18 protein-coding genes, 1 pseudogene and 2 riboswitches are annotated in these 19,840 nt (G+C 67.2%); of the genes and pseudogenes, 13 read left to right on the forward strand and 6 right to left on the reverse strand.

Annotated features, from left to right (window positions below):
- Positions 1–132 precede the first annotated feature (132 nt).
- The 4 genes and pseudogenes from AGI3411_RS19645 (at position 133) to AGI3411_RS19660 (ending at position 4,344) form a co-directional block, all read left to right on the forward strand.
- Entirely contained in the window at positions 133–1,674 is a 1,542-nt protein-coding gene (locus AGI3411_RS19645) for an efflux transporter outer membrane subunit (protein WP_129529017.1), read from the forward strand.
- A pseudogene (locus AGI3411_RS19650) lies at positions 1,667–2,782 on the forward strand (HlyD family secretion protein). The gene AGI3411_RS19645 and the pseudogene AGI3411_RS19650 overlap by 8 nt, the downstream one beginning before the upstream one ends.
- Complete coding sequence (locus AGI3411_RS19655; RefSeq protein WP_129529018.1) at positions 2,772–3,827, forward strand: DUF2955 domain-containing protein; 1,056 nt, start codon at positions 2,772–2,774, stop codon at positions 3,825–3,827. Before AGI3411_RS19650 ends, AGI3411_RS19655 begins: the two are co-directional and overlap by 11 nt.
- 19 nt (positions 3,828–3,846) lie before the next feature.
- On the forward strand, positions 3,847–4,344 hold the full coding sequence (locus tag AGI3411_RS19660) for a transporter suffix domain-containing protein (protein ID WP_129529019.1): 498 nt from the start codon (positions 3,847–3,849) through the stop codon (positions 4,342–4,344).
- Positions 4,345–4,357: 13 nt separating this feature from the next.
- On the opposite strand, the gene AGI3411_RS19665 is transcribed toward AGI3411_RS19660, so the two are convergent.
- Genes AGI3411_RS19665 through AGI3411_RS19680 form a run of 4 tightly spaced genes read right to left on the reverse strand, consistent with a single transcriptional unit; the run spans position 4,358 to position 7,231 of the window.
- Entirely contained in the window at positions 4,358–5,263 is a 906-nt protein-coding gene (locus AGI3411_RS19665) for a LysR family transcriptional regulator (RefSeq protein WP_129529020.1), read from the reverse strand.
- 6 nt (positions 5,264–5,269) lie between these two features.
- Positions 5,270–5,668, reverse strand: a complete 399-nt coding sequence (locus tag AGI3411_RS19670) for a PaaI family thioesterase (protein WP_129529021.1) — start codon at positions 5,666–5,668, stop codon at positions 5,270–5,272.
- Complete coding sequence (locus tag AGI3411_RS19675) at positions 5,665–6,117, reverse strand: VOC family protein (RefSeq protein ID WP_129529022.1); 453 nt, start codon at positions 6,115–6,117, stop codon at positions 5,665–5,667. The genes AGI3411_RS19670 and AGI3411_RS19675 overlap by 4 nt, the downstream gene beginning before the upstream one ends.
- 4 nt (positions 6,118–6,121) lie before the next feature.
- Positions 6,122–7,231 (reverse strand): CaiB/BaiF CoA transferase family protein, encoded by a 1,110-nt coding sequence (locus AGI3411_RS19680; protein WP_129529023.1) that lies wholly within the window; start codon positions 7,229–7,231, stop codon positions 6,122–6,124.
- Between the two features lie 175 nt (positions 7,232–7,406).
- Between AGI3411_RS19680 and AGI3411_RS19685 the strand changes: the two genes are divergently transcribed.
- From AGI3411_RS19685 to nadB, 4 genes are all read left to right on the forward strand, one after another.
- Positions 7,407–8,375: a Bug family tripartite tricarboxylate transporter substrate binding protein gene (locus tag AGI3411_RS19685; protein WP_129529024.1), complete on the forward strand. Its 969-nt coding sequence runs from the start codon at positions 7,407–7,409 to the stop codon at positions 8,373–8,375.
- Between the two features lie 58 nt (positions 8,376–8,433).
- The gene (locus AGI3411_RS19690; protein ID WP_129529025.1) at positions 8,434–9,189 is read left to right on the forward strand and encodes a 2-keto-4-pentenoate hydratase; all 756 of its coding nucleotides are present in this window, start codon (positions 8,434–8,436) and stop codon (positions 9,187–9,189) included.
- Between the two features lie 138 nt (positions 9,190–9,327).
- Complete coding sequence (gene nadA / locus AGI3411_RS19695) at positions 9,328–10,467, forward strand: quinolinate synthase NadA (protein WP_129529026.1); 1,140 nt, start codon at positions 9,328–9,330, stop codon at positions 10,465–10,467.
- A gap of 34 nt (positions 10,468–10,501) precedes the next feature.
- A complete protein-coding gene (gene nadB, locus AGI3411_RS19700) occupies positions 10,502–12,097 on the forward strand; it encodes an L-aspartate oxidase (RefSeq protein WP_129529027.1) in 1,596 nt (531 codons plus the stop codon).
- An 18-nt stretch (positions 12,098–12,115) separates the two neighbouring features.
- Here the strand turns inward: nadB and AGI3411_RS19705 are convergent, their stop codons facing one another.
- A complete protein-coding gene (locus AGI3411_RS19705; RefSeq protein WP_129529028.1) occupies positions 12,116–12,970 on the reverse strand; it encodes a helix-turn-helix domain-containing protein in 855 nt (284 codons plus the stop codon).
- Between the two features lie 270 nt (positions 12,971–13,240).
- On the opposite strand from AGI3411_RS19705, the gene AGI3411_RS19710 reads away from it, so the two are divergent.
- The 3 genes from AGI3411_RS19710 (at position 13,241) to AGI3411_RS19720 (ending at position 16,281) form a co-directional block, all read left to right on the forward strand.
- Complete coding sequence (locus tag AGI3411_RS19710) at positions 13,241–14,119, forward strand: fumarylacetoacetate hydrolase family protein (protein WP_129529029.1); 879 nt, start codon at positions 13,241–13,243, stop codon at positions 14,117–14,119.
- A complete protein-coding gene (locus AGI3411_RS19715) occupies positions 14,116–14,898 on the forward strand; it encodes an alpha/beta fold hydrolase (RefSeq protein ID WP_129529030.1) in 783 nt (260 codons plus the stop codon). The genes AGI3411_RS19710 and AGI3411_RS19715 overlap by 4 nt, the downstream gene beginning before the upstream one ends.
- Positions 14,899–14,964: 66 nt before the next feature.
- Entirely contained in the window at positions 14,965–16,281 is a 1,317-nt protein-coding gene (locus tag AGI3411_RS19720; protein ID WP_129529031.1) for a metal-dependent hydrolase family protein, read from the forward strand.
- A 12-nt stretch (positions 16,282–16,293) separates the two neighbouring features.
- Here AGI3411_RS19720 and AGI3411_RS19725 read toward each other — a convergent pair whose 3' ends face one another.
- Positions 16,294–17,526 carry a D-amino acid dehydrogenase gene (locus AGI3411_RS19725; RefSeq protein WP_129529032.1) on the reverse strand — a complete coding sequence of 411 codons (1,233 nt, stop codon included), beginning with the start codon at positions 17,524–17,526 and terminating at the stop codon, positions 16,294–16,296.
- 45 nt (positions 17,527–17,571) lie between these two features.
- Positions 17,572–17,662: riboswitch (glycine riboswitch) on the reverse strand.
- Position 17,663: 1 nt separating this feature from the next.
- Positions 17,664–17,754, reverse strand: a riboswitch (glycine riboswitch).
- 85 nt (positions 17,755–17,839) lie between these two features.
- Between AGI3411_RS19725 and AGI3411_RS19730 the strand changes: the two genes are divergently transcribed.
- The gene (locus AGI3411_RS19730; RefSeq protein WP_129529033.1) at positions 17,840–18,925 is read left to right on the forward strand and encodes a Shedu immune nuclease family protein; all 1,086 of its coding nucleotides are present in this window, start codon (positions 17,840–17,842) and stop codon (positions 18,923–18,925) included.
- 204 nt (positions 18,926–19,129) lie between these two features.
- The coding region (locus AGI3411_RS19735; RefSeq protein WP_129529034.1) for a DUF2242 domain-containing protein at positions 19,130–19,840 on the forward strand (711 nt) is incomplete at its 3' end.

Raw genomic sequence — 19,840 nt, forward strand, 5'->3', positions numbered from 1 at the left:
GCGCTTGCGCAGCCAGCAGAAAATGCCGGCTGGCCGCGTCCCGGGTCCACACGCGGTCGCGCGGCGTGCCCGGCGGTATCCGGGCCGCAACGCCGATCGTTGCGGTTAGGCTCTCGACCGACCGGATACCCGATGTCGCTGCGGACTTGTTCGAATCGGCTGCCGCTGATCGGCGCACTCTGCCTCAGCGGTTGCGTGCAACTCGGGCCCGACTTCGCGCCCCAGCACGAGGCCTGGACGGAAAACTGGAACACGCCTGCCCTCCAGCAGGCCAGCCGGGCGGGCATGCAGCCGGATGCCCGGCAATGGTGGCGGATCTTCGACGATCCCGTCCTCGAATCTCTCATGGCCGAGGCCGACGCCAACAACGGCGGGCTGCAGATCGCGGGCCTGCGCATCATGGAAGCGCGCGCCCAGCTCGGCATCGCCCGCAGCGGCCGCTATCCGCAGGTCCAGGTGGTCGGCGCGGACGCCCTGTACATGCACCGGTCGTCGCGTTCGGCCGAAGGCAATCCCCGGCCCAGCAGCTTTTGGCAGTACAGCGCGGGATTCGATATCGGCTGGGAACTGGATTTCTGGGGACGCTTCAGCCGCGCCATCGAGTCGGCCGATGCGGCGTATTTCGAGGCGCAGGCCAACCGTGAAGACGTTCTGGTGCTGCTGCATGCCCAGGTGGCCGACAGCTATTTCACCCTGCGCACCGCCGAGGCGCGGCTGCGGATCGCCCGCGGCAATGCCGCCATCCAGAAGCGCAGCTACGAGATCACGCAACGGCTGTTCGCCAGCGGCGAGAGCGACGAATTGGACCTGCAGCAGGCCAAGACGCAGTACCTGAGCACGCTGGGTTCCATTCCCGAATTCGAAAGCCAGATCATGCGGGCCGGCAACGCGCTGGCCGTGCTGATCGGGCGTCCGCCGGGTCCCATTGCGCAGCTGGCCGAGAAAGAGGCGGTCGTTCCCCTGGTCGATCGCGCGGTGCTTCAGGACGTTCCCGCCAACCTGTTGCTGCGCCGCCCGGACATCCGCGCGGCCGAGCTGCGGATCGCCGCGCAGTCGGCGCAGATCGGCGTGGCCAAAGCGGATCTCTACCCATCGCTGACCCTGCTGGGCAGCATCGTCTGGTCGGCCACGTCGCTGGCGGGAACGGGCGGCGGCATGGCGCTGCTGGCGGGGCCCAGCCTCAGCTGGAACGTGTTCGACCACGGCCGCCTGCAGAACAACGTGCGGGTCCAGGACGCGCGCCTGCAGCAATTGATCGTCGCCTACCAGGACGACGTGCGCCAGGCGGCGCGCGAGGCCGACGACGCGGCCAGCGGCCTGATTAAGGCCCTGGAGCGCGACGGCATCCTGTATCAGTCCGCCCAGGCGGCGCAGCGGTCGCTGACGCTGGCCAATGCGCTCTACCGCGAGGGCTACTCGGACTTCCAGCGCGTGCTGGATGCCCAGCGCGCGCTGGCCACCCAGCAGGACGCCTATGTGGCCAACCGCGGCGGCGCGGTGGGCGACCTGATCGCCTTGTACAAGGCGCTGGGCGGCGGCTGGCACAGCGAAGCGCCGGTGCTCGACCCGGCCACCCGGGAGCAGATGCAGCGGCGCACCGATTGGGGAGATCTGTTGGCCGAGCCTGACCCTACCGCCACGCCCATCGCGAAAAAGGGAAGACCCAATGAGTAAACCCGCGCCTCCCGCCGCGCCTCCCGCGCAGCCCGAGCCGGATCCCGCCAGGAAGGGCGTCCGGTGGGTCGTGCTGCTCATCGTGCTGAGCTTGGCGTGGTACCTGCTGGCCGACCGCTACACCCCCTATACCCAGCAGGCGCGGGTGGACGCCTTTGTCATTCCGGTGGCCTCCGAAGTGTCCGGGCGCGTCACCAAGGTGTACGTCGGCAACAACCAGGACGTGCAGGCGGGCGCGGTGCTGTTCGATGTCGATCCGGGGCACTACCGCATCGCCCTGGACCGTGCCCGTGCGGACCTGGACGCGATGCGCAGGCAGATCGGCGCCAGCACGGCGGGTATCGATGCCGCCCAGGCCTCGTTGCGCGCGGCGCAGGCCAATGAATTGAAGGCGCGGCAAGACAGCAGCCGGCTCGAACGGCTCTACCGCGAAGACCGCGGCACGATTTCGCTGCGCCGCCTGGAGATCGCCCGAGCCAGCCTGGAGCAGGCGATCAGCCAGGTCGCGGCGGCGCGCGCCGAAGTGCAGCGGGCGCGCGAACAGGAGGGCGGCAGCGACGAGGACAACGCCAAGCTGCGCAGCGCCGCCGCCGCCGTGGAGAAGGCCGAGCTCGACCTCGCCAACACGCAGGTGCGCGCGCGCTCGGCCGGGCTGATCACCGATCTGCGCACCGATACCGGGCAGTTCGCCGCCGCCGGCAAGCCGGTCATGACGCTGATCTCCATTCACGACGTCTGGATCAGCGCGGAGATGACGGAGAACAATCTTGGCCACATCGAGCCCGGCACGCCGGTGGGCATCATCCTGGACGCGCTGCCTGGCCGCATCTTCGACGGGCGGGTGCGCAGCGTGGGCTACGGCGTCAATGTCGGGCCGGGCACGCCGCCGGGCACCCTGCCGACCGTGCAGAACAGCCGCGACTGACTGCGTCCGGCCCAGCGCTTTCCTGTCATCGTGGAGTTCGACCGCGACGATCTGCCCACCCTGCGCGACGTGCGGGTGGGCGGCCAGGCAGAGGTCATGGCCTTCCCCAGTTCCGGCAACCCGCTCAATCCGCTCGGCCGGATCTACCTGCGCTTCATGAGCTGGCTTTCCTATGCCTACTGACGCCATGGCCTCCCGGCACGATCCCCGCGGCGCGCGCGCCCTGCGGCTGGGCGTGGGCACCGCGCTCTGCCTGGCGATCGGCTTCGGCTTCGACCTGCCCATCCCCATGGTCGCGCCCGTGCTCGGCGTGTTCCTGCTGGCCTCGATGAACCGCCCCATGCCGCTCAAGAGCGGGCTGGCCCTGGTCCTGGTGGTGGTGTTCACCACCGCGACCGGCCTGCTGCTCAGCCCGCTGCTGCGCTATTACCCGATGGGCGGCGTGCTGTTGACCGGCCTCTGCCTCTTCCTCGCTTTTCGCTGGGGCCTGCGCGGCGGCAACGGCCTCGCCTCCCTGTTCCTGATCATCGGCCTGACCATCATCTCCGCCGCCGGCACCATCGACTTCCGGCTGGCCGCCACGGCGGTCGAAGCGCTGGCCAAGGGGCTGCTGGTCGCGGTTGCCGTGCTGGGCTGCTGCCATTGGCTGTTCCCCGAACCCGCGAATGCGCCGGCGCCGCCCACGGCGCCCGTTCTGCCCGTGGCCCAGGCCAGCAGGATGGCCTTGCGCGCCACGCTGGTCGTGCTGCCAGCCTTCCTGCTGGCGCTGACCGATCCGCTGGGCTATATGCCGATCATCCTGAAATCGGTCAGCCTGGGACGGCAGAGCTGCGTCACGGCCGCGCATGGCGCGGCGCGCGAACTGCTCGGCTCCACGCTGCTCGGCGGCCTGCTGGCCGTGGCCTTCTGGTGCGCCTTGAGCCTGTTCGTCAGCCTGTGGATGTTTTTTCTCTGGATGCTGCTGTTCGGCCTGCTGGCCGCCCGCAAGCTGTATCGGCTGAGCTCGACCCGGCACCCGCCCAGCTTTTGGCTGAACACGCTCGTGACGCTCGTGATCCTGCTGGGCCAGTCGGTGCAGGACAGCGTTGCGGGCAAGGATGTCTACACCGCTTTTGCCGTACGCATGGGGTTGTTCATCGCCGTCACGCTCTATGCCTGCCTGATGCTGCAACTGTTCGAACCGCGGCGCCGCGCGCCGCACCCGCCAGCGCTTTCCGAACCCGCCTGAAACTGAAAAGGAGTCCGCCATGCCGTCGCCAGACAATACGCCTCAACCCGCCCCCTCGATGGGATGGCGTTTCAAGTGCGGGATCGGAATGTTCATCCTGGCCTTTGCGCTGTGGTTCCTCATCCCGCTCGCGGCGGCGCTCGACGTGCCGGGCTCCCGCATCGCCGCGCTGACCGGCACCATATTCATCGCCAACAAGGTGCTGCTGCTGACCTGCGTCGCCGTCATGGGCAAGGAGGGCTTCCAGCAGCTCAAGGCCATTGTCTTCGGACATGCGAAACGGCTGGCTCCCGTCCAGAAGGTGGGGCCGGTCCGCCATGCCATCGGGCTGGTGATGTTCTTCATCCCCATCCTGACCTCGATGCTGGAACCCTACATCGACGAGATGTGGCCGGGTCTCAGGCCCGACAAGTGGCAGTTCCAGGTATTGGGGGACATCATGCTGATCGCGAGCTTCTTCGTGCTGGGCGGCGATTTCTGGAGCAAGCTGCGGGCGCTGTTCGTTCGCTCGGTGTAGCGGCGCGCTCGCGCTACGCATGCGGCCGGATGTGCTTCGGGACCAATTCCAGCATGGACGCGATCTGCGGGCCGTTGGTTCCGAGCGCATACATGCACTGTACGTGGGAGGCGATCTCCGTCACGATGGGGCGGAACGCCACGCCGTTGGTGCCCGTGCGCGACAGGCATTCGGGCACAACCGCGATACCCATTCCGGTCGAGACGAAAGACACCGCGGTGAGCCATTGGCCCACCTGGTGTTCGATGCGCGGCACGAAGCCAGCCTCCGAACAGATCGACAGGATCGTATCGAAATAGAAGGGGGACGATTCCCGGTTGAAGATAATAAAGTTCTCGTCCCGGAACAGATCGATCCGGACCGGGCCTTCCGGTACGCGATACGACGAGGGGATGCACACCAGGAACCGTTCGCGGAACAGATTGATGCAGCCGATGCGCGGGCTGTCGTGCTGGACGAGGGAGTGCGCGAACCCCATGTCCAGGTCGCCGTGCAGGATGCTGTCGCGTTGGCGGATGGTCGACATCTCGTGCAGCGACACCTGGACGTCCGGATGGGCTTCGCGGAATGCCTGCATCAGCGATCCCAGTCCACGGTAGATCATCGACGCATGGAAGCCGACGTTCAGGCGCCGCCGCAAGGCGCCATCGAAGCCCCGCATTTCATCAAAGGACTGGGATGCCTGCGCGAGCAGATGCCGGACCCGGAAATGAAAGGCCCGTCCGGCATCGGAAAGCTCCACGTTGCGGCTGTTGCGCACGATCAGCTTCTGGCCCAGGAACGATTCCAGCTGTTGGATCGCGACGCTGAATGGCGGTTGGGAAACGTTGCAGCGCGCAGCAGCCTTGCTGAAGCTCAATTCCTCGGCCAGTGCTACGAAGTACCGGAGGTGGCGCAGTTCTATGGCTTCCTTGTGCATGGCGTATCAGGTCTGGGTCAACATGAAAACGCCATTCGCGATGGCGATCTTCGTTCCTTCGGAATCATAGACCACGCCGCTGGCGAAGCAGGTCCGCCCGCCCCGGTAGTCGCTGTGGCACTCGGCGAGCAGCGTCGAGCGCGCAGGCCTCAGGAACTTGGTGGACAGGTCCAGGGTCGCCACCCGCCAATGCAATGGATCGTGAGCCCGCGCGGCCGCCGCCAGTGTGAAGTCGAGCAGGGCCATGATGGCTGGCCCGCTGATCGTGCCCGCGGCATTCAGGAAGCGCTCGGACCAAGGCAGGATCGCCGTAGCCGTATCGTCCGACATCGCCTGGGCCCGGAGATCGAACAGTTCCGCCACGGGCGCTCGGATCCCGAAGAACGTACCGTCGTCCAGGTTCATGATTGCGCGTAGCCGTAGTATTCCAGGACCTCGGGCGGCCGTTGCGGGCCGGGCTCGAAAATCTCCAGCAGGATGCGGTCGGGCGCTTCCAGCATGAAGTAGCCCCCGCCGTCCGATTCGCGTATGCCCTTCGGAATGTCCAGGCCGGCCTGGACCATTCGCCCGTATAGGTCCCGCAACCCGGCGACCTGGATGCCCAGGTGGTGAACCGCGTTGCGCGGCCTGGGATCGATCTGCTTTTCGTAGAGATGCATGGCGCCCACGCCGATCTTCATGAAGACGTTCCGGGTGCCGGCGAAAGCGCCGTCCCAAGCGATCTCGGCCTCGAACCAGCGTCGATAGAACGCGACCGTCGCGTCGATGTCGGCGCAGATCACGTGCGGGTGGTGCAGATGGTAGCGTTTGGACGAGCCGTAGGCGTAGCGCAAGGGTTCCGGGGTATCAATCATGGAATCAGGTCCCTGGAAAAACGGGGGGAGGGCAGCGATACGTGGGCGGCGTATCGGACAGGCGGATCGGCGACGCGATCCCCCGGTAGCCGGGATCCATGTCGACCAGCAGCCCCATGTGGCGGGTCTGGGGATCTTCTAGTGCGTCCCGCACATTGCCGATCATCGCCGCCGGCACGCCGTCGCGCGCAAGGCGGCCGACCAGTTCGCGGCCATCGGCGGGCAGCAACGCGCTTTCGAGTATGGGCCGCAGCGAGTGCCGATGAACCGATCTTGCCGGATTGGTGGCATAGCGGGGATCCTGCGGCAACGCGTCCAGGTCCAGGTGCCGGCAGAGCGTTCGGAACTGTGAGTCGTTGCCGATGGCCAGGTAGATGCTGGCCGACGACGTCTCGAAGCTGTCGTAGGGATAGATGTTCGGGTGGGCGTTGCCGGTGGGCGTTGGGCAGGCGCCCGTGCCCAGGAAGTTGGACGCATGCGGATGCAGCATCGAAATCGCATTGGCGTACAACGTCGTTTCGACGGACTGCCCGCGTCCGGTGATCTCCCGTGCTCTCAATGCCAGCAGCACTCCGATGGCGGCGTTCAAGCCGGTCGTCATGTCGACCACGGGAAGTCCCACGCGCAGCGGACCGGATTCGGCGCTGCCGTTCACACTCATCAGGCCACACTGGGCTTGGACCGCCGTGTCGTAGGCGGGCAGGCCGCCGTACGGGCCATCGGGCCCGAATCCGGAAACGCGGCAATGGACCAGGCGCGGGTGCCTGTCGATGAACTCGTTCGCCTGCCATCCCCATTTGCGCAGCGTCGACGGTTTGAAGTTCTCGATCAGCACGTCGGCGTCCGCGAGCATCTCCATGAAGCGGCTTCGATCAGCGACGCGCTGCAGATCGAGGACGATGCTGCGTTTGTTGCGGTTGGCTCCCGCAAAGTACGCAGCGTTGGGGCCGAGGTCGGGCGGTCCCCATTGCCGGGTGTCGTCGCCGGAAGGTCCTTCGACCTTGATGACGTCGGCCCCATGATCGCCGAGAATCTGCCCGCAATAAGGGCCTCCCAGCACACGTGAAGCGTCGATGACCTTGATGCCGGTCAGCGCTCCGAAACGCAAATCCATATTGATCCCTGTCTGTAGTAGGTCTTCAATCGATACGGCCGATTGCTCTGCAGAATTCTAGGAGCGCCATCTTTGCGTTCGATACGAACTGCGTATGGCCGCATTCGAAGATCGAATTATTGATGGATCCGCGCCTGCCTAGAATGCATCACCACTCTTGGTGAGGAGACAAAAAATGAAAATGAGGCTCATGGCCTTGCTGTGTTGCGCCGCCGGCTTCGTCGCTCCGGCCGCCCATGCCGATACCGGATATCCGGCGCGCGCCGTGACCTTCGTGGTCCCTTATCCTCCGGGCGGCCCAGCCGACCTGCTGGCGCGCGCCGTGGCCCAGAAAATGGGCGAGCTCGCGGGCCAGACGGTGATTGTCGAGAATCGGGCGGGCGCCAGCGGCAACATCGCGGGGGACTATGTGGCCCGGGCGCCCAAGGACGGATATACGCTGATGTTCGGCTCATCGCCGGTGCTGGTCATCAATCCGGGGCTGTACCGCAATCTCAAGTTCGATCCGCTGAAAGACTTCGAGCCCATCGCGGATTTTGGCAGCCTGCCCAACGCGGTGCTGGTCAACCAGAGCCTGCCCGTGTCGTCGGTGCAGGAACTGACCGCCTATAGCGGCGAGCACAATGCCACCTATGCGTCGGCGGGCAGCGGCGGCACCACCCACCTGGCCGGCCTGCTGTTCGCGAAGTCGTCCGGCGTTTCGCTGACCCACATTCCGTACAAGGGCTCGGCGCCCGCGCTGCAGGCGCTGCTGGGCAATCAGGTCACGATGACGTTCACGGATGTCTATACGGCTTTTCCGTATATCCAGGCGCACAAGCTGAAGGTGCTGGGCGTTACCTCGGCGGCGCGCTCGGACCTGCTGCCCGAAGTGAAGACGCTGCAGGAACAGGGTATGAAAGATATGGACGTGAACGTCTTTTTCGCGCTGGTGGCGCCCAAAGGCATTCCCGAATGCGCGCGCGCGCGGTTGGAGGCATTGTCGCGCGAGGTGCTGGAGGACAAGGGTATCCGCTCGCAATTCGAGGCGCGCGGATTGCTACTGCCCGAGGATCCGTCAGGCGCTGCGCTGGGCAGGAAAATGGCCGCCGAGACCATGTCCTGGAAAAAGCTGATCCAGGAAACGGGTGCGGCAATTGACTGATCCGGCCCGTCCTCCGGATCCGGGATCGCCGGATGAACCGGCACGGCGCCGCGAGTTCGTGCAAACGCTTGCGCAGGCCAGGCGCCTTGGCCGTCAGGTGGAAGGCGTGGACGCGATCTACGCCATCGACGACGAGGAAGACGCCTTCAGGCTGATGCTGGAGATTGCGCAGGAGGTCGGCTGGGAAAGGCAGGGATGGAAGATAGCCGCAACAAATCCCGCGCTGCAGCGGAAACTGCGCACGCAGGGGCCCGTATGCGGCGCCACCTTCCGCCGTTTCCATCAGCAAGCGCCGGCCGTCCTGCGCCGCGATGAACTGCTGGATCCGGTCATCGAGTGCGAGTTCTTTTTCACGCTGGGTACCTCTTTGCCTGCTCGCGCTGCCGCGTATGCCGAGGACGAAGTGGCGCAGGCTATTGCCGCGGTGCATGCCGGGATCGAAGTGGCGGAATGCCGCTACCCGCGCAAGGCCTTGCCCGCGGCTTGGTACGTGTACGCCGACGGGTTCGCTTCGGGCCGCTATATTCAAGGTCCGGAGCTGTCCGGCTGGCGCGTCCGCCTGGATCAGGGGGTTGATGTCACATTGCGGCGCAACGGCCAATGGCTGGGGCAGGGAAGTTCGCATGACGTCATGGGGCATCCCATGCGTTCGGTCCATTGGCTGGTCAATCGCCTGCGGGCCGCCCAGGTGCCATTGAGGGCAGGCGACGTGGTCAGCTCGGGGTCCTGCAACATCCTGGCGGCGGCAAGGGCGGGGGATCGATACACGGCGGAGTTCGACGGGGTGGGAACCGTCGTTCTCGACGTAGTGTGACGAGACGCCGGCTGCGATGAGATCGTTGCCGGCCACATCCGAAAAAAAGATTGACACGATTTATGCTCAACACTAGCATAAATCGTGCCCTTTTTTTTGATCTATAAATGCTCAAAATGAGTATATAAGGAGACAACCATGCAAGCCCGTCAGCCCCGGCCCATCGAATTCGACTTGCCCGCCACTGCGGGCTGCCCCAGCGCCGTCGGCCGCGCCTGGGCGCGCGTGCCTGAGCCGCTGCCGGCCGGCGAACAGGCCGCCGCGGCCGATCGGGCGCGGGCGCTGCTCGAACGGGAAGGCGCCGTGCTGGTGGCGCACTACTACGTGGACGCGGCGCTCCAGGAGCTGGCCGAGCAGACCGGCGGCTGCGTCGGCGATTCGCTGGAGATGGCCCGCTTCGGGCGGGACCATCCGGCGCGCACCCTGATCGTGGCCGGCGTGCGCTTCATGGGTGAAACGGCCAAGATCCTCAGCCCCGACAAGCGCATCCTGATGCCCGACCTGGACGCCACCTGTTCGCTGGATCTGGGTTGCCCGGCCGCCGATTTCGCGGCGTGGTGCGATGCCCAGCCCGACAGGACGGTGGTGGTCTACGCCAACACCAGCGCGGCCGTGAAGGCGAGGGCGGACTGGGTCGTCACCTCGTCCATCGCCCTGGACGTGATCGCCGAGCTGCATGCGCGCGGCGAAAAAATCCTGTGGGCGCCCGACCGCCACCTGGGCGACTACGTCCAGCGCCAGACCGGCGCCGACATGCGGCTGTGGCAGGGCTCCTGCGTCGTGCACGACGAATTCAAGGGCACGGAACTGGAGCTGATGCGCGCCGAGCATCCGCGTGCCAAGGTGCTGGCCCATCCCGAGTCGCCCGCGGCCGTGCTGGCGCAGGCGGACGTGGTCGGCTCGACCACCCAGCTGATCGACGCCGCGCGCAAGCTGGACACGCAGATCCTGATCGTGGCGACCGACCAGGGCATCCTGCACAAGATGCGAGCGCAGGCGCCGGGCAAGACGTTCCTGGCCGCGCCCACCGCGGGCGACAGCGCCACCTGCAAGAGCTGCGCGCATTGCCCGTGGATGGCCATGAACGCGCTGTCCAACCTGGCGGATGCGCTCGAAGGCGGCCGCAATGAGATCCGCCTCGACACCGAGCTGGGCCTGCGCGCCAAGGCCCCGATCGACCGCATGCTGGACTTCGCCGAACGGCGCAAGCGCCGCGTGCAGGCCAGCGGCGACCTGGCCGGCGATACCGCGCTGTTCGCGCGGGTCGGCCCCGCCTAGCGCGTTTGCATCGTTCTTACCGGAGAGCCGGCATATGGAATTCGACGTCATCATCATAGGGAGCGGATTGGCCGGTCTGGCCGCCGCGCTGGAACTGGCGCCTCGGCGGCGGGTCGCGCTCGTGTCCAAGGGCGCGCTGGCCGACAGCGCCAGCAACCGGGCCCAGGGCGGCATCGCCGCGCCGCTGGCCGAAGGCGACAGCGTGGAGGCGCATGTGCGCGACACGCTCGTCGCCGGCGCGGGCCTGTGCGACCTGCCGGCCACGCAGGACATCATCTCGCGGGCCTGCGGCGCGATCGACTGGCTGCGGGAGCACGGCGTTGCGTTCACCGCCGGACGCGAGGGCCTGCACCTGACGCGTGAAGGCGGCCACGGACAGCGCCGCATCGTGCACGCGGCGGACGCGACCGGCAGCGCCATCGTGGCCGCGCTGGGCAGCCGCGCGCGCGGGCTGGGCGGCATCACGCTGCTGGAGCATCACAGCGCCGTGGACCTGCTCCTGGCCGGCGCGCCGGGCACCGCGGACGCCGCCTGCCGTGGGGTGCGGTTGCTGGACCTGCACGGGGGGAAGGTGTTCGATGCCGCTGCCGCCCACGTGGTGCTGGCCAGCGGTGGCGCTGGCCAGGTGTACCGGACGACGACCGCGCCGCCGGCCGCGACGGGCGACGGCATCGCCATGGCGTGGCGCGCGGGGTGCCGGGTGGCCAACATGGAGTTCACGCAGTTTCACCCTACGGGCCTGCATCATCCGCAAGCCGAGGGTTTCCTCATCTCGGAGGCGGTGCGCGGCGAAGGCGGCCTGCTGCGCCTGCCTGACGGCGCGCGCTTCATGCCGGCGCATGATCCTCGCGCCGAGCTGGCGCCGCGCGACATCGTCGCCCGCGCCATTCAGGCGGAGATGGAACGCCACGGCCTGGACTGCGTCCACCTGGACATCAGCCACCAGCCTCGAGACTTCCTGATGGCGCACTTTCCCACCATCCATGCGCGGTGCCTGGCACTGGGCATCGATATCGCAGCGATGCCCATTCCCGTTGCACCGGCCGCGCACTACACCTGCGGCGGCGTGGTGGCCGACGTGGCGGGCCGCAGCGGCCTGCCGGGGCTGCATGTGATCGGAGAGGCGGCGTGCACCGGCCTGCACGGCGCGAATCGCCTGGCCAGCAATTCTCTGCTGGAGTGCGTGGTGACGGGCAGGGCGGCGGCGCAGGATATCCAGCAGCATGCCGCAGCGTTCCGTCCAGGCGCCCGAGAGAATCAGGCCGGCGCCATGGGGCCAATCTTGCAACCCTCTCCAGACCTGGCTCGGTTGCGGCAAGACCTGCGCCAATTGATGAGCCGGGACGTCGGCGTCGTGCGCAGCGATGCCTCGCTACAGCGCGCGGCCGCGTTCATCGGTCCGCTGCGTGCCGGCCTGGAAGCGCGGCTGCACCGTGAGGGCCTGAGCCTGGAATTGCTGGAGCTGCGCAATCTGGCGCTGATCGCCGACCTGATCGTGCGCGGCGCGAGCGCGCGCCGCGAAAGCCGAGGCGCGCATTTCAACAGTGATCGTCCCGGCCGGAACGGCGCGGGCCGAGCGGTGCCGCCCTTGCCGCCGGCAGACGCGGCGGCGTCCTTCGCGACGCCTTAGCCTCCGGCTGCGGCCGGCTCAACAGACACCGGTCAGCAGATGCTGTGCCGGCCCGGTCGCCGCCCGCCGGAAGCGGGATGGCGACACGCCCATGTGCTCGCGGAAAAATCGGGAAAAGTTGCCGGGCGTGGAAAAGCCCAGGTCCAGCGCCACCGAGGTCAGGGGCTGTTCCTGGTGCACCAGCAGCCGCACGGCTTCCTCGACGCGCACGGCGCTCCAGAACACTTGGGGCGTGGTGTTGAGCTGGTCCCGGAAGAGCGCGAAGAAGTGGCCTCGCGACAGGCCCACGCGGCTGGCGACGTCTTCTACGGCGATCGGTTCGTGGACGTGTTCGCGCATGTAGGCGATGGCGGCGCGCAGCCTGCGGTCGAGCGGGGGCCCCGCCGATACGGGGCCGTTCGTCTGGTCTGGCCCGGTGGACGATTCGATCGCAGCCAGCAACAGGGCCTCGACCTCCGCGTCGAGGTCGGCGCCCGGGTGCTCGTGCGGCGCGACGATCTTGTCCAGCAGGCGCCAGCAGCTCTGCCGCACGGCGGCGTCGATGGGAACCCCGGGCACGGCGAAATGGAAGGGACGGCCGGTGGCGGCGCGCCGCTCGTCCAGCCAGGGCTTGGCGATGTAGAGGACAAGGAAAATCGCCGGACCCGACCGTTCGAGCAGCCGGGCGTCGTGCGACTCGTAGGTGTTGGTTCCCAGCGCCAGGTGCTCGCTGTAGGGGACCAGCGTCTGGCCGACATGGCCTTCCACGCGCGAGCCGCCCAGCCAGAGGGCAAGCTGCACTTCCGCGTGCGCGTGCGCGATCAGGTCATCGCGCAGTTCCAGCACGACGGCGCGGCCGAACGCGCCTTCGTGCAAGGCATAGGTCTCCTGCATCTCTGTCTCCTGTCTTGTTCGCCCCGTCACGCGAGCGAGCCTCTTGGGGCGGCGAGTTCATTGCGCGGGTGCGGCGCCTGCGGGGAATTTTATGGGCGTTTGAGCGCCAGTCCGGCGTAGGTGTATTCACCTAGCACAAGATCTGACTCTGCGATAAGTCCGCGCACCCGGCGATAAGCGCGCCGCGGCCCGCGCCTATAAAGTGCTGAGTACCTACCGGCGCGCCGCAGGCCGGCCGGAGGACTGTTCAGGTAGAAGAAGGAGACAGCAGTGCGCATTGCCAGTTTTATGTTGAACGGCAGCCAGGAGGTCGGCCTGGTGTCGGCGGATGGCGTAGCGGTGGCGCCCCTGGCGTTCGATGCGGCGCAGAAGCGCCTGGGCGCCCAGGCGGTGATCGATCTGCTCGCGGCGGGCGGTACGCTGCCCGCAACGGGAGCAGCGGTGCCGCTCGCCGAGGTGACGCTGCTGGCTCCGTTGCCCAGGCCGCGCCGCAATCTGTGGTGCGTGGGACGCAACTATCATGCCCACGCCAAGGAACTCTCGGCGTCGGTTTTCAAGGACAACGACGCGAATCCCGAGTCCTGGCCCATTGTCTTCACCAAAGTGCCCGAGTGCGTGGTGGGGCCTCGGGCCGACGTGCTGCTGCCCGATGGCGTGTCGGCGCAGATCGACTACGAAGCCGAGCTGGCGGTCGTGATCGGCAAGGGCGGCAAGAACCTCTCCCGCGCCGAGGCCCTGGACCACGTCTTCGGCTACACCGTCGTCAACGACGTCACCGCCCGCGACGTGCAGATGCGGCACCAGCAATGGGACATGGGCAAGTCTTTCGACACGTTCTGCCCCATGGGGCCGTGGATCGCCACGGCGGACGAATTCGACGGCACCCGCACGCGCGTGCGCTGCTGGGTCAATGGCGAGCTGCGCCAGGACGGGCCGACGGAGAACATGATCTTCGACATTCCGTCCTTGATCGAAACGATTTCGCGCGGCATCACGCTGTATCCCGGAGACGTGATCGCCACGGGCACGCCCGCCGGCGTGGGCATGGGCATGCAGCCTCCCCGCTATCTCGCGGCGGGCGACGTGGTGCGTGTGGAGATAGAGGGCCTGGGCGCGATCGAAAACACTTTTGTCAGGGAACAATCATGAGCACCCGTTACGTCAACGGCCTGGCCGTGGAAATCGACGGCCAGGGGCCGGCGCTGTTGTGCATACACGGCCTGGGCGGCTCGTCCAACACCTGGACACCGGTGATGGGCGCCTTTGAAGGCTTCCGCGTCATCCGGCCGGATCTGCCGGGCAGCGCGCGGTCGCCGTTGGCGGCAGGCGCGCTGTCCATCGAAGCGTACGTCGGCGCGTTGGCCGGGATGCTGGCGGAGCTGGAAATCGATGCCTTGCACATCGCCGCGCATTCGCTTGGCACCGTCGTGGCCCAGCACTACGCCGTGGCGCATCCCGGCAGGGTGAAGTCGCTCGCGTTGTTCGGGCCGCTCGCCGCGCCGCCCGATGCCGGGCGCGCCGGCATCCGCGCGCGTGCGGAGTTGGCACGCGGCGGCGACGCGGCGATGCAGGAAATCGCGGACGCCATCGTCAAGGGCGCAACCAGCGCCCGGACCAAACAGGACCAGCCCGCGGTGCTGGCGCTGGTGCGCGAAAGCGTGATGCGGCAGCCGCCGGAAGGCTATGCGCAGAGTTGCGAGGCGCTGGCCGGCGCGCAACCCGCCGCCGTGGAGGCGCTCGATGTTCCGGCGCTGCTGGTGACCGGCGACGAGGACGGCGTGGCGCCTCCCGCCAACGTCGAGGCCCTGGCCGCCCGCATCGCGGGAAGCCGCCATATCGTGTTCGGCGATTGCGGCCACTGGACGACTTACGAACAGCCCCAGGCCTGCGTGCAGGCCCTGCGGGAGTTCTATACGGCGCTGCGCTAGCCGCCGCTTTCCTGGCGTTTCAACATAAGAAAATCGGCCCGCCATGCGGGCCGGAGGAGACTTGTCATGTCCAGAATTGCCATCACCAACGCCGCCGTCTTCGATGGCAGCGGCGAGGCGCCCTTCCAGGGCGAGGTACTGATCGACGGCACGCGCATCGTCGAGGTTGCGCGCGCGCCCCAGCAGGTGAACAAAGAGGGCGCGCGCGTCATCGACGGCCGGGGCCGTTTCCTGATGCCGGGGATGACCGAGGCGCACACGCATTTTTCATGGAACGATCAGCCCTCGCTTGCCGCGATCCAGTTCATGCCGCCGGAGGAGCACATACTCTGGTGCGTGCGCGTGGCCAAGCGCTATCTGGAAATGGGCTGGACCTCGGCCATCGGCGCGGCCGCGGCCAAGCCGCGCCTGGACGTGGTGCTGCGCAACGCCATCAATGCGGGGGAATGCCCCGGACCGCGCTATCTGGCGGGCAGCCAGGAGATCACGACGATCGGCGCGCTGGGCGATAACTCGCTGCCGCATATGCCGTTCGCTGAACTCAGCTTCGGCAGCGTTTGCAGCGGCCCCGAAGAGATCAGGCGGTCGGCGCGCACCTTCATCAAGTACGGGGTCGATCACCTGAAGATCAATCTGTCGGGTGAATACATTGCCGGGCTGCCGGCCGAGATGTCGCCGTTCGCGGAGGACGAGATCGCCATGCTGGCCAGCGAAGCCAAGCGGTTTGGAAAGCGGGTCGCGGCGCACGCGCGCTCGAGCGAATCGGTCAAGCAATGCGTGCGGCACGGCATCGAGATGATCTATCACGCCAGCTTCGCGGACGAGGAGGCGCTCGATATGCTGGAGGCCAACAAGGACAGGCACTTCGTCGCGCCGGGCATCGGCTGGCTGGTTAGGACTGCCTTCAACGCCTCCGACTACGGCATCACGCCCGCCGTCGCCGAAAAGATGGGTTACAAGCGCGAGCTCGAGATTGCCTCGGAGTCGCTGCGCAAGATGCGCGAGCGCGGCATCCGGATTCTGCCGGGCGGCGACTACGGCTTCGCATGGATGCCGCATGGCACCAACGCCACCGACCTCCAGTATTTCGTCGACTACATCGGCATGACGCCCACCGAGGCGCTGGTGTCGGCAACCCGGCTGGGCGGCCAGATCATGCAGCGGCCGGACGAGCTGGGCATGCTCCGCGCCGGCTATCTGGCGGACATCGTCATGGTCGACGGCAATCCGCTGGAGGATTTGTCCCTGCTGGTCGATCCGGACCGGATCCTCCTGGTGATGAAGGATGGGCAGGTCTGGAAGGACGCCTGCTCGCGCGGCGCGGACGGCGCGGCAGCGCACGCGGCCGCGCGGGACAGCAGGGAGGCGGTCGCGGCGCATTGAGCGCCGCGGCCTTCAAGCGGGCGCCACGGCCGCTTTCACGCTGGCGGCGAGCATCTGCGCGGTCGCGGCGGAGAGCGTCCATCCCAGGTGCCCATGGCCCGTGTTGTAGAACACCCCCGGCCGCTTGCCGGGGCCGACCCTGGGCATCATGTTCGGCGTCATCGGGCGCAGCCCGCACCAGGGCACCACGCGCGATGTGCGGATGCCGGGGAAATGCTTGCGGGTCCAGTCCACGAGCGGCTGCACGCGTTCGGCCCGGATGTCCATGTTGAAGCCGTTGAACTCGGCCGTGCCCGCGACGCGGAACCGGTCGCCCAACCGGCTGGTGACGATCTTGGCGGCTTCGTCGAGCAGGCTCACGCTGGGCGCGGCGGCGCGGCTTGCCTCGTCGTCCAGGTGCACGCTGATGGAATAGCCTTTGACCGGGTAGATGTTGAGCGAGTCGCCCAGCCGCTTGGCGAACTGCCGGCTGGCGGCCCCGGCGCAGATGACGATGGCGTCGGCGGATTCGCGCTGGCCCGGCCGCGCGCCGCCTTCGCCCGCGACGTCCAGCAGGTAGGCGCCCCGCTCGTGGACGATGTCCTGGATGTCGGCGTCCAGCACGAAGCGCACGCCCCGGCGTTCGCAGGCGCGCGCCAGGCCGCTCGTGAATTTGTGGATGTCGCCGGTGGCGTCCGAAGGCGTGTAGAAGCCGCCATGGCAGGGCGTCTGCAAGGCGGGCTCGATGCCGCGCGCTTCGGCGGCGGTCACCGCGTAGCGTTCCAGCCCGCCTTTCTGCAGCAGCGCGTTGGCGCGGCGCGCGGCCTCGAAACTGGCGGCGTCGTGGTAGATGTGCAGGATGCCGCGGCGCTCCAGGTCGAAGTCGATGCCTTCCTCTTCGGCCATCGCGTACAGATGCTGGCGCGCTTCGATGGCCAGGCGCGTGGTGTCGATGGTGTTCTGGCGGTAGTGGCGGATCTGCCCGATGAATTGCGCCAGCCAGGAATACTTGTGCCAGCTGAACCGGGGGTTGAGCAGCAGGGGTGCGTTGTTGCGCCCGAGCCAGCGCAGGCCCTTCGTGATGGTGGACACGCTGTTCCAGACCTCGGCGTTGCTGGCCGATAGCTGGCCGCCGTTGGCGTAGGACGTTTCCATGGCCGGATAGCGCTGGCGGTCGTAGACGGTGACTTCGTATCCCTGTTTGCTCAGGGCATAGGCGGACGTGACGCCGGTGATGCCGGCGCCGATGATGGCGATGCGGGGCATGGTCGCTCCAGAGTAGTGTGGCCGCGGCCACCCGGCCGCAGCACCCCATCTGTCTCTGTACCTGAGAGCTTCACCGCCGCGCGGACGGCGGCGGGTTCCCCTTCGGTGGGCGCGCCTGGCGCCTCTCTCCAGATTGTCTAGACCGCGCAGTCTTGGTTGCCTGAGAGTTTCCGGGGCGGTTGCTCCGTCGGCGCCTGCAGCGGGGCAGGTCTCTTCTGCGGGGTTTTGGATCGACTGGGAGAGAATAGCCAAAATTCCATGGAATGAGACCAAGGGTTAGTCCCAGTTTCAACGGACCCGGAGGCAGGGCGGCATGAAGATCAGCGATTTCATTTTCGATTACGAAGCGGAGCAGCTCAGCCGCATGCCGGCAGCCTGCCGCGTCCGCGTTTTCGTGAACGCGCGGCACGAGGCGCATGTCCTGCTGAGCGACCTGGAGGTCCGCCACCAGGGCGCTTCGGTCACCAACTCCATCGAAGCGCTCAAGCGCGCGCTGGTGCACAAAGGGCTGGTGCCGGAGAGCGCGGGTTACATCGAGCACTATCCCAGGGAAGACGGGCGGGGCCAGGAGACGTTCGACGTGGTGACCTTCGACGCGTCCGGCTGTGCCGCATGGTGCGCCGTCGGGCGGCAATGGGTCCGCGAGGCCCTGGGGTGCGAGGACGACGAACTGGATGCGTCGTCCATCCGGCAGGAACGCCTGCTGCGCGAGATCGCCCAGATCCGCCAGCGGATCGATCCGTTCCTGGACTTCGCCCATTTGAAGAGCCCGGTCGTGCTGTCGCGCCAGGCGGAGATCGAGGCCGGGATGCTGCCGCGGCGTTCCATCCAGGAACTGGTGGAGGCCGGCGTCGGCGAAAGAGGGCTGCAGCGCCTGCTGAAGGCCGATCTGTCCGTTTTCGGCGAAATCTATGGCAGCCGGGACGAATACCTTTGTTTCTCCGAGTTTCCGCTGGATGGCGGCAAAGTGGATTTCGCGGTGTTTTCCGGCCGGTCCCGCATGGACGTGACCTTCATCGAAATCAAGGGCGCGGATTTCAACCTGCTCAACCAGACCGGCTATGGCAAGTTCGCCAGCAAGATCGAAGAGGCGGCTGACCAGATCCGCGACAGGGTGTGTGCCGCGTTCCAGGACTACGAGGGCTTCCGGCAGCGCATGCACGCGATCCGCAGCGAGGTCGAGGACGGCACGCCGCGCTACAACGCGTTCGCCGGCGCGCACGGCCGGCTCGCGGTGGATCCGCAGAAGGACGTGAACGTACGCTGCGTGGTCATTGGGGGGCGGTCCAACGATGATCTGGCCGAAAGCAAGAAACGCCACGGCTACGAGCGGACGTTTTCCATCCCCCTGCAAATCGACTCATGGGACAGCTGGCTCAGGCGCTTGCCCAGGCCCTGATCGGCGGTTTCCGGGGCGCGCATGGCGGAAAGTGCGTCCCCATTTCCCTTGTTACCTCTCCGTTGAACTGTACATTCCTCGTAAAGGAATCGCCCGGGGGGATGCGCTATAACCGGATCTTTACGCATTACTGCCCCTTGCGGGGCGGCGGAGCCTGCTGTCACGCAGCCAGTTCTTTCACCGCTTCCGGCCGGGCCCCGATACATGCCCCGTTTCTTTCGCCGTTCCCCTGTTCTGCTGCTCGCCGTCCTGACGGGCCTCGTGACGGGATGTTCGTCTCCCAAACCCGCGTTCGAGAAAGAAGACTTCTCCCAGAGCGACACCTATTCCCGCACCGTTTCCGCCAGCAGCGCCTCCGCCTGCGACGCCGGCCGCCGCGCCTTGCTGAGCCAGGGTTACTTGATCGACCGGTTCGAGTCCGCGCGGGTGACCGGGCACAAGAACTTCCAGGGCGAAGACGGGGACCACACGCAGATCAGCTTCAACATCGAATGCGCGTCCGACGGCAGCTCGAACGAGCGCGCCACGGTGTTCGCCAACGCGGTGCAAGACCGCTATTCAATCAAGCGCACCGCCAATTCGGCCAGCGTGGGTGTGAGCGTGCTGGGGCAGGTGTCCATGCCATTCGGCGCCAGCGACGATTCGCTGGTGAAGACGGCCAGCCAGACTGTGGCGCGTCCCCAGTTCTACGACGGATTCTTCCAGCTGCTCCAGCGCTTCCTGCCGGACGCGCAGGCGGCCTCGGCGCCCCAGGCTCCGGCGGCGGGCCGCGCGAAGGCGCAGCCCAAGCTCGTGCCGGCCGATCCGGCCGTATCGCCGGATGCGCCGGCCGATACGCTGAATCCGGCGGCCGCCGGCACGCTCGCGCCGGGCGCCAAGGCCGCGCCCGCGGGGAGCCCGCCGCCGGCCGCCGTG

Origin of the sequence: Achromobacter agilis, assembly GCF_900496965.1 — a bacterium.
GTDB classification, from domain to species: domain Bacteria; phylum Pseudomonadota; class Gammaproteobacteria; order Burkholderiales; family Burkholderiaceae_B; genus Achromobacter; species Achromobacter agilis.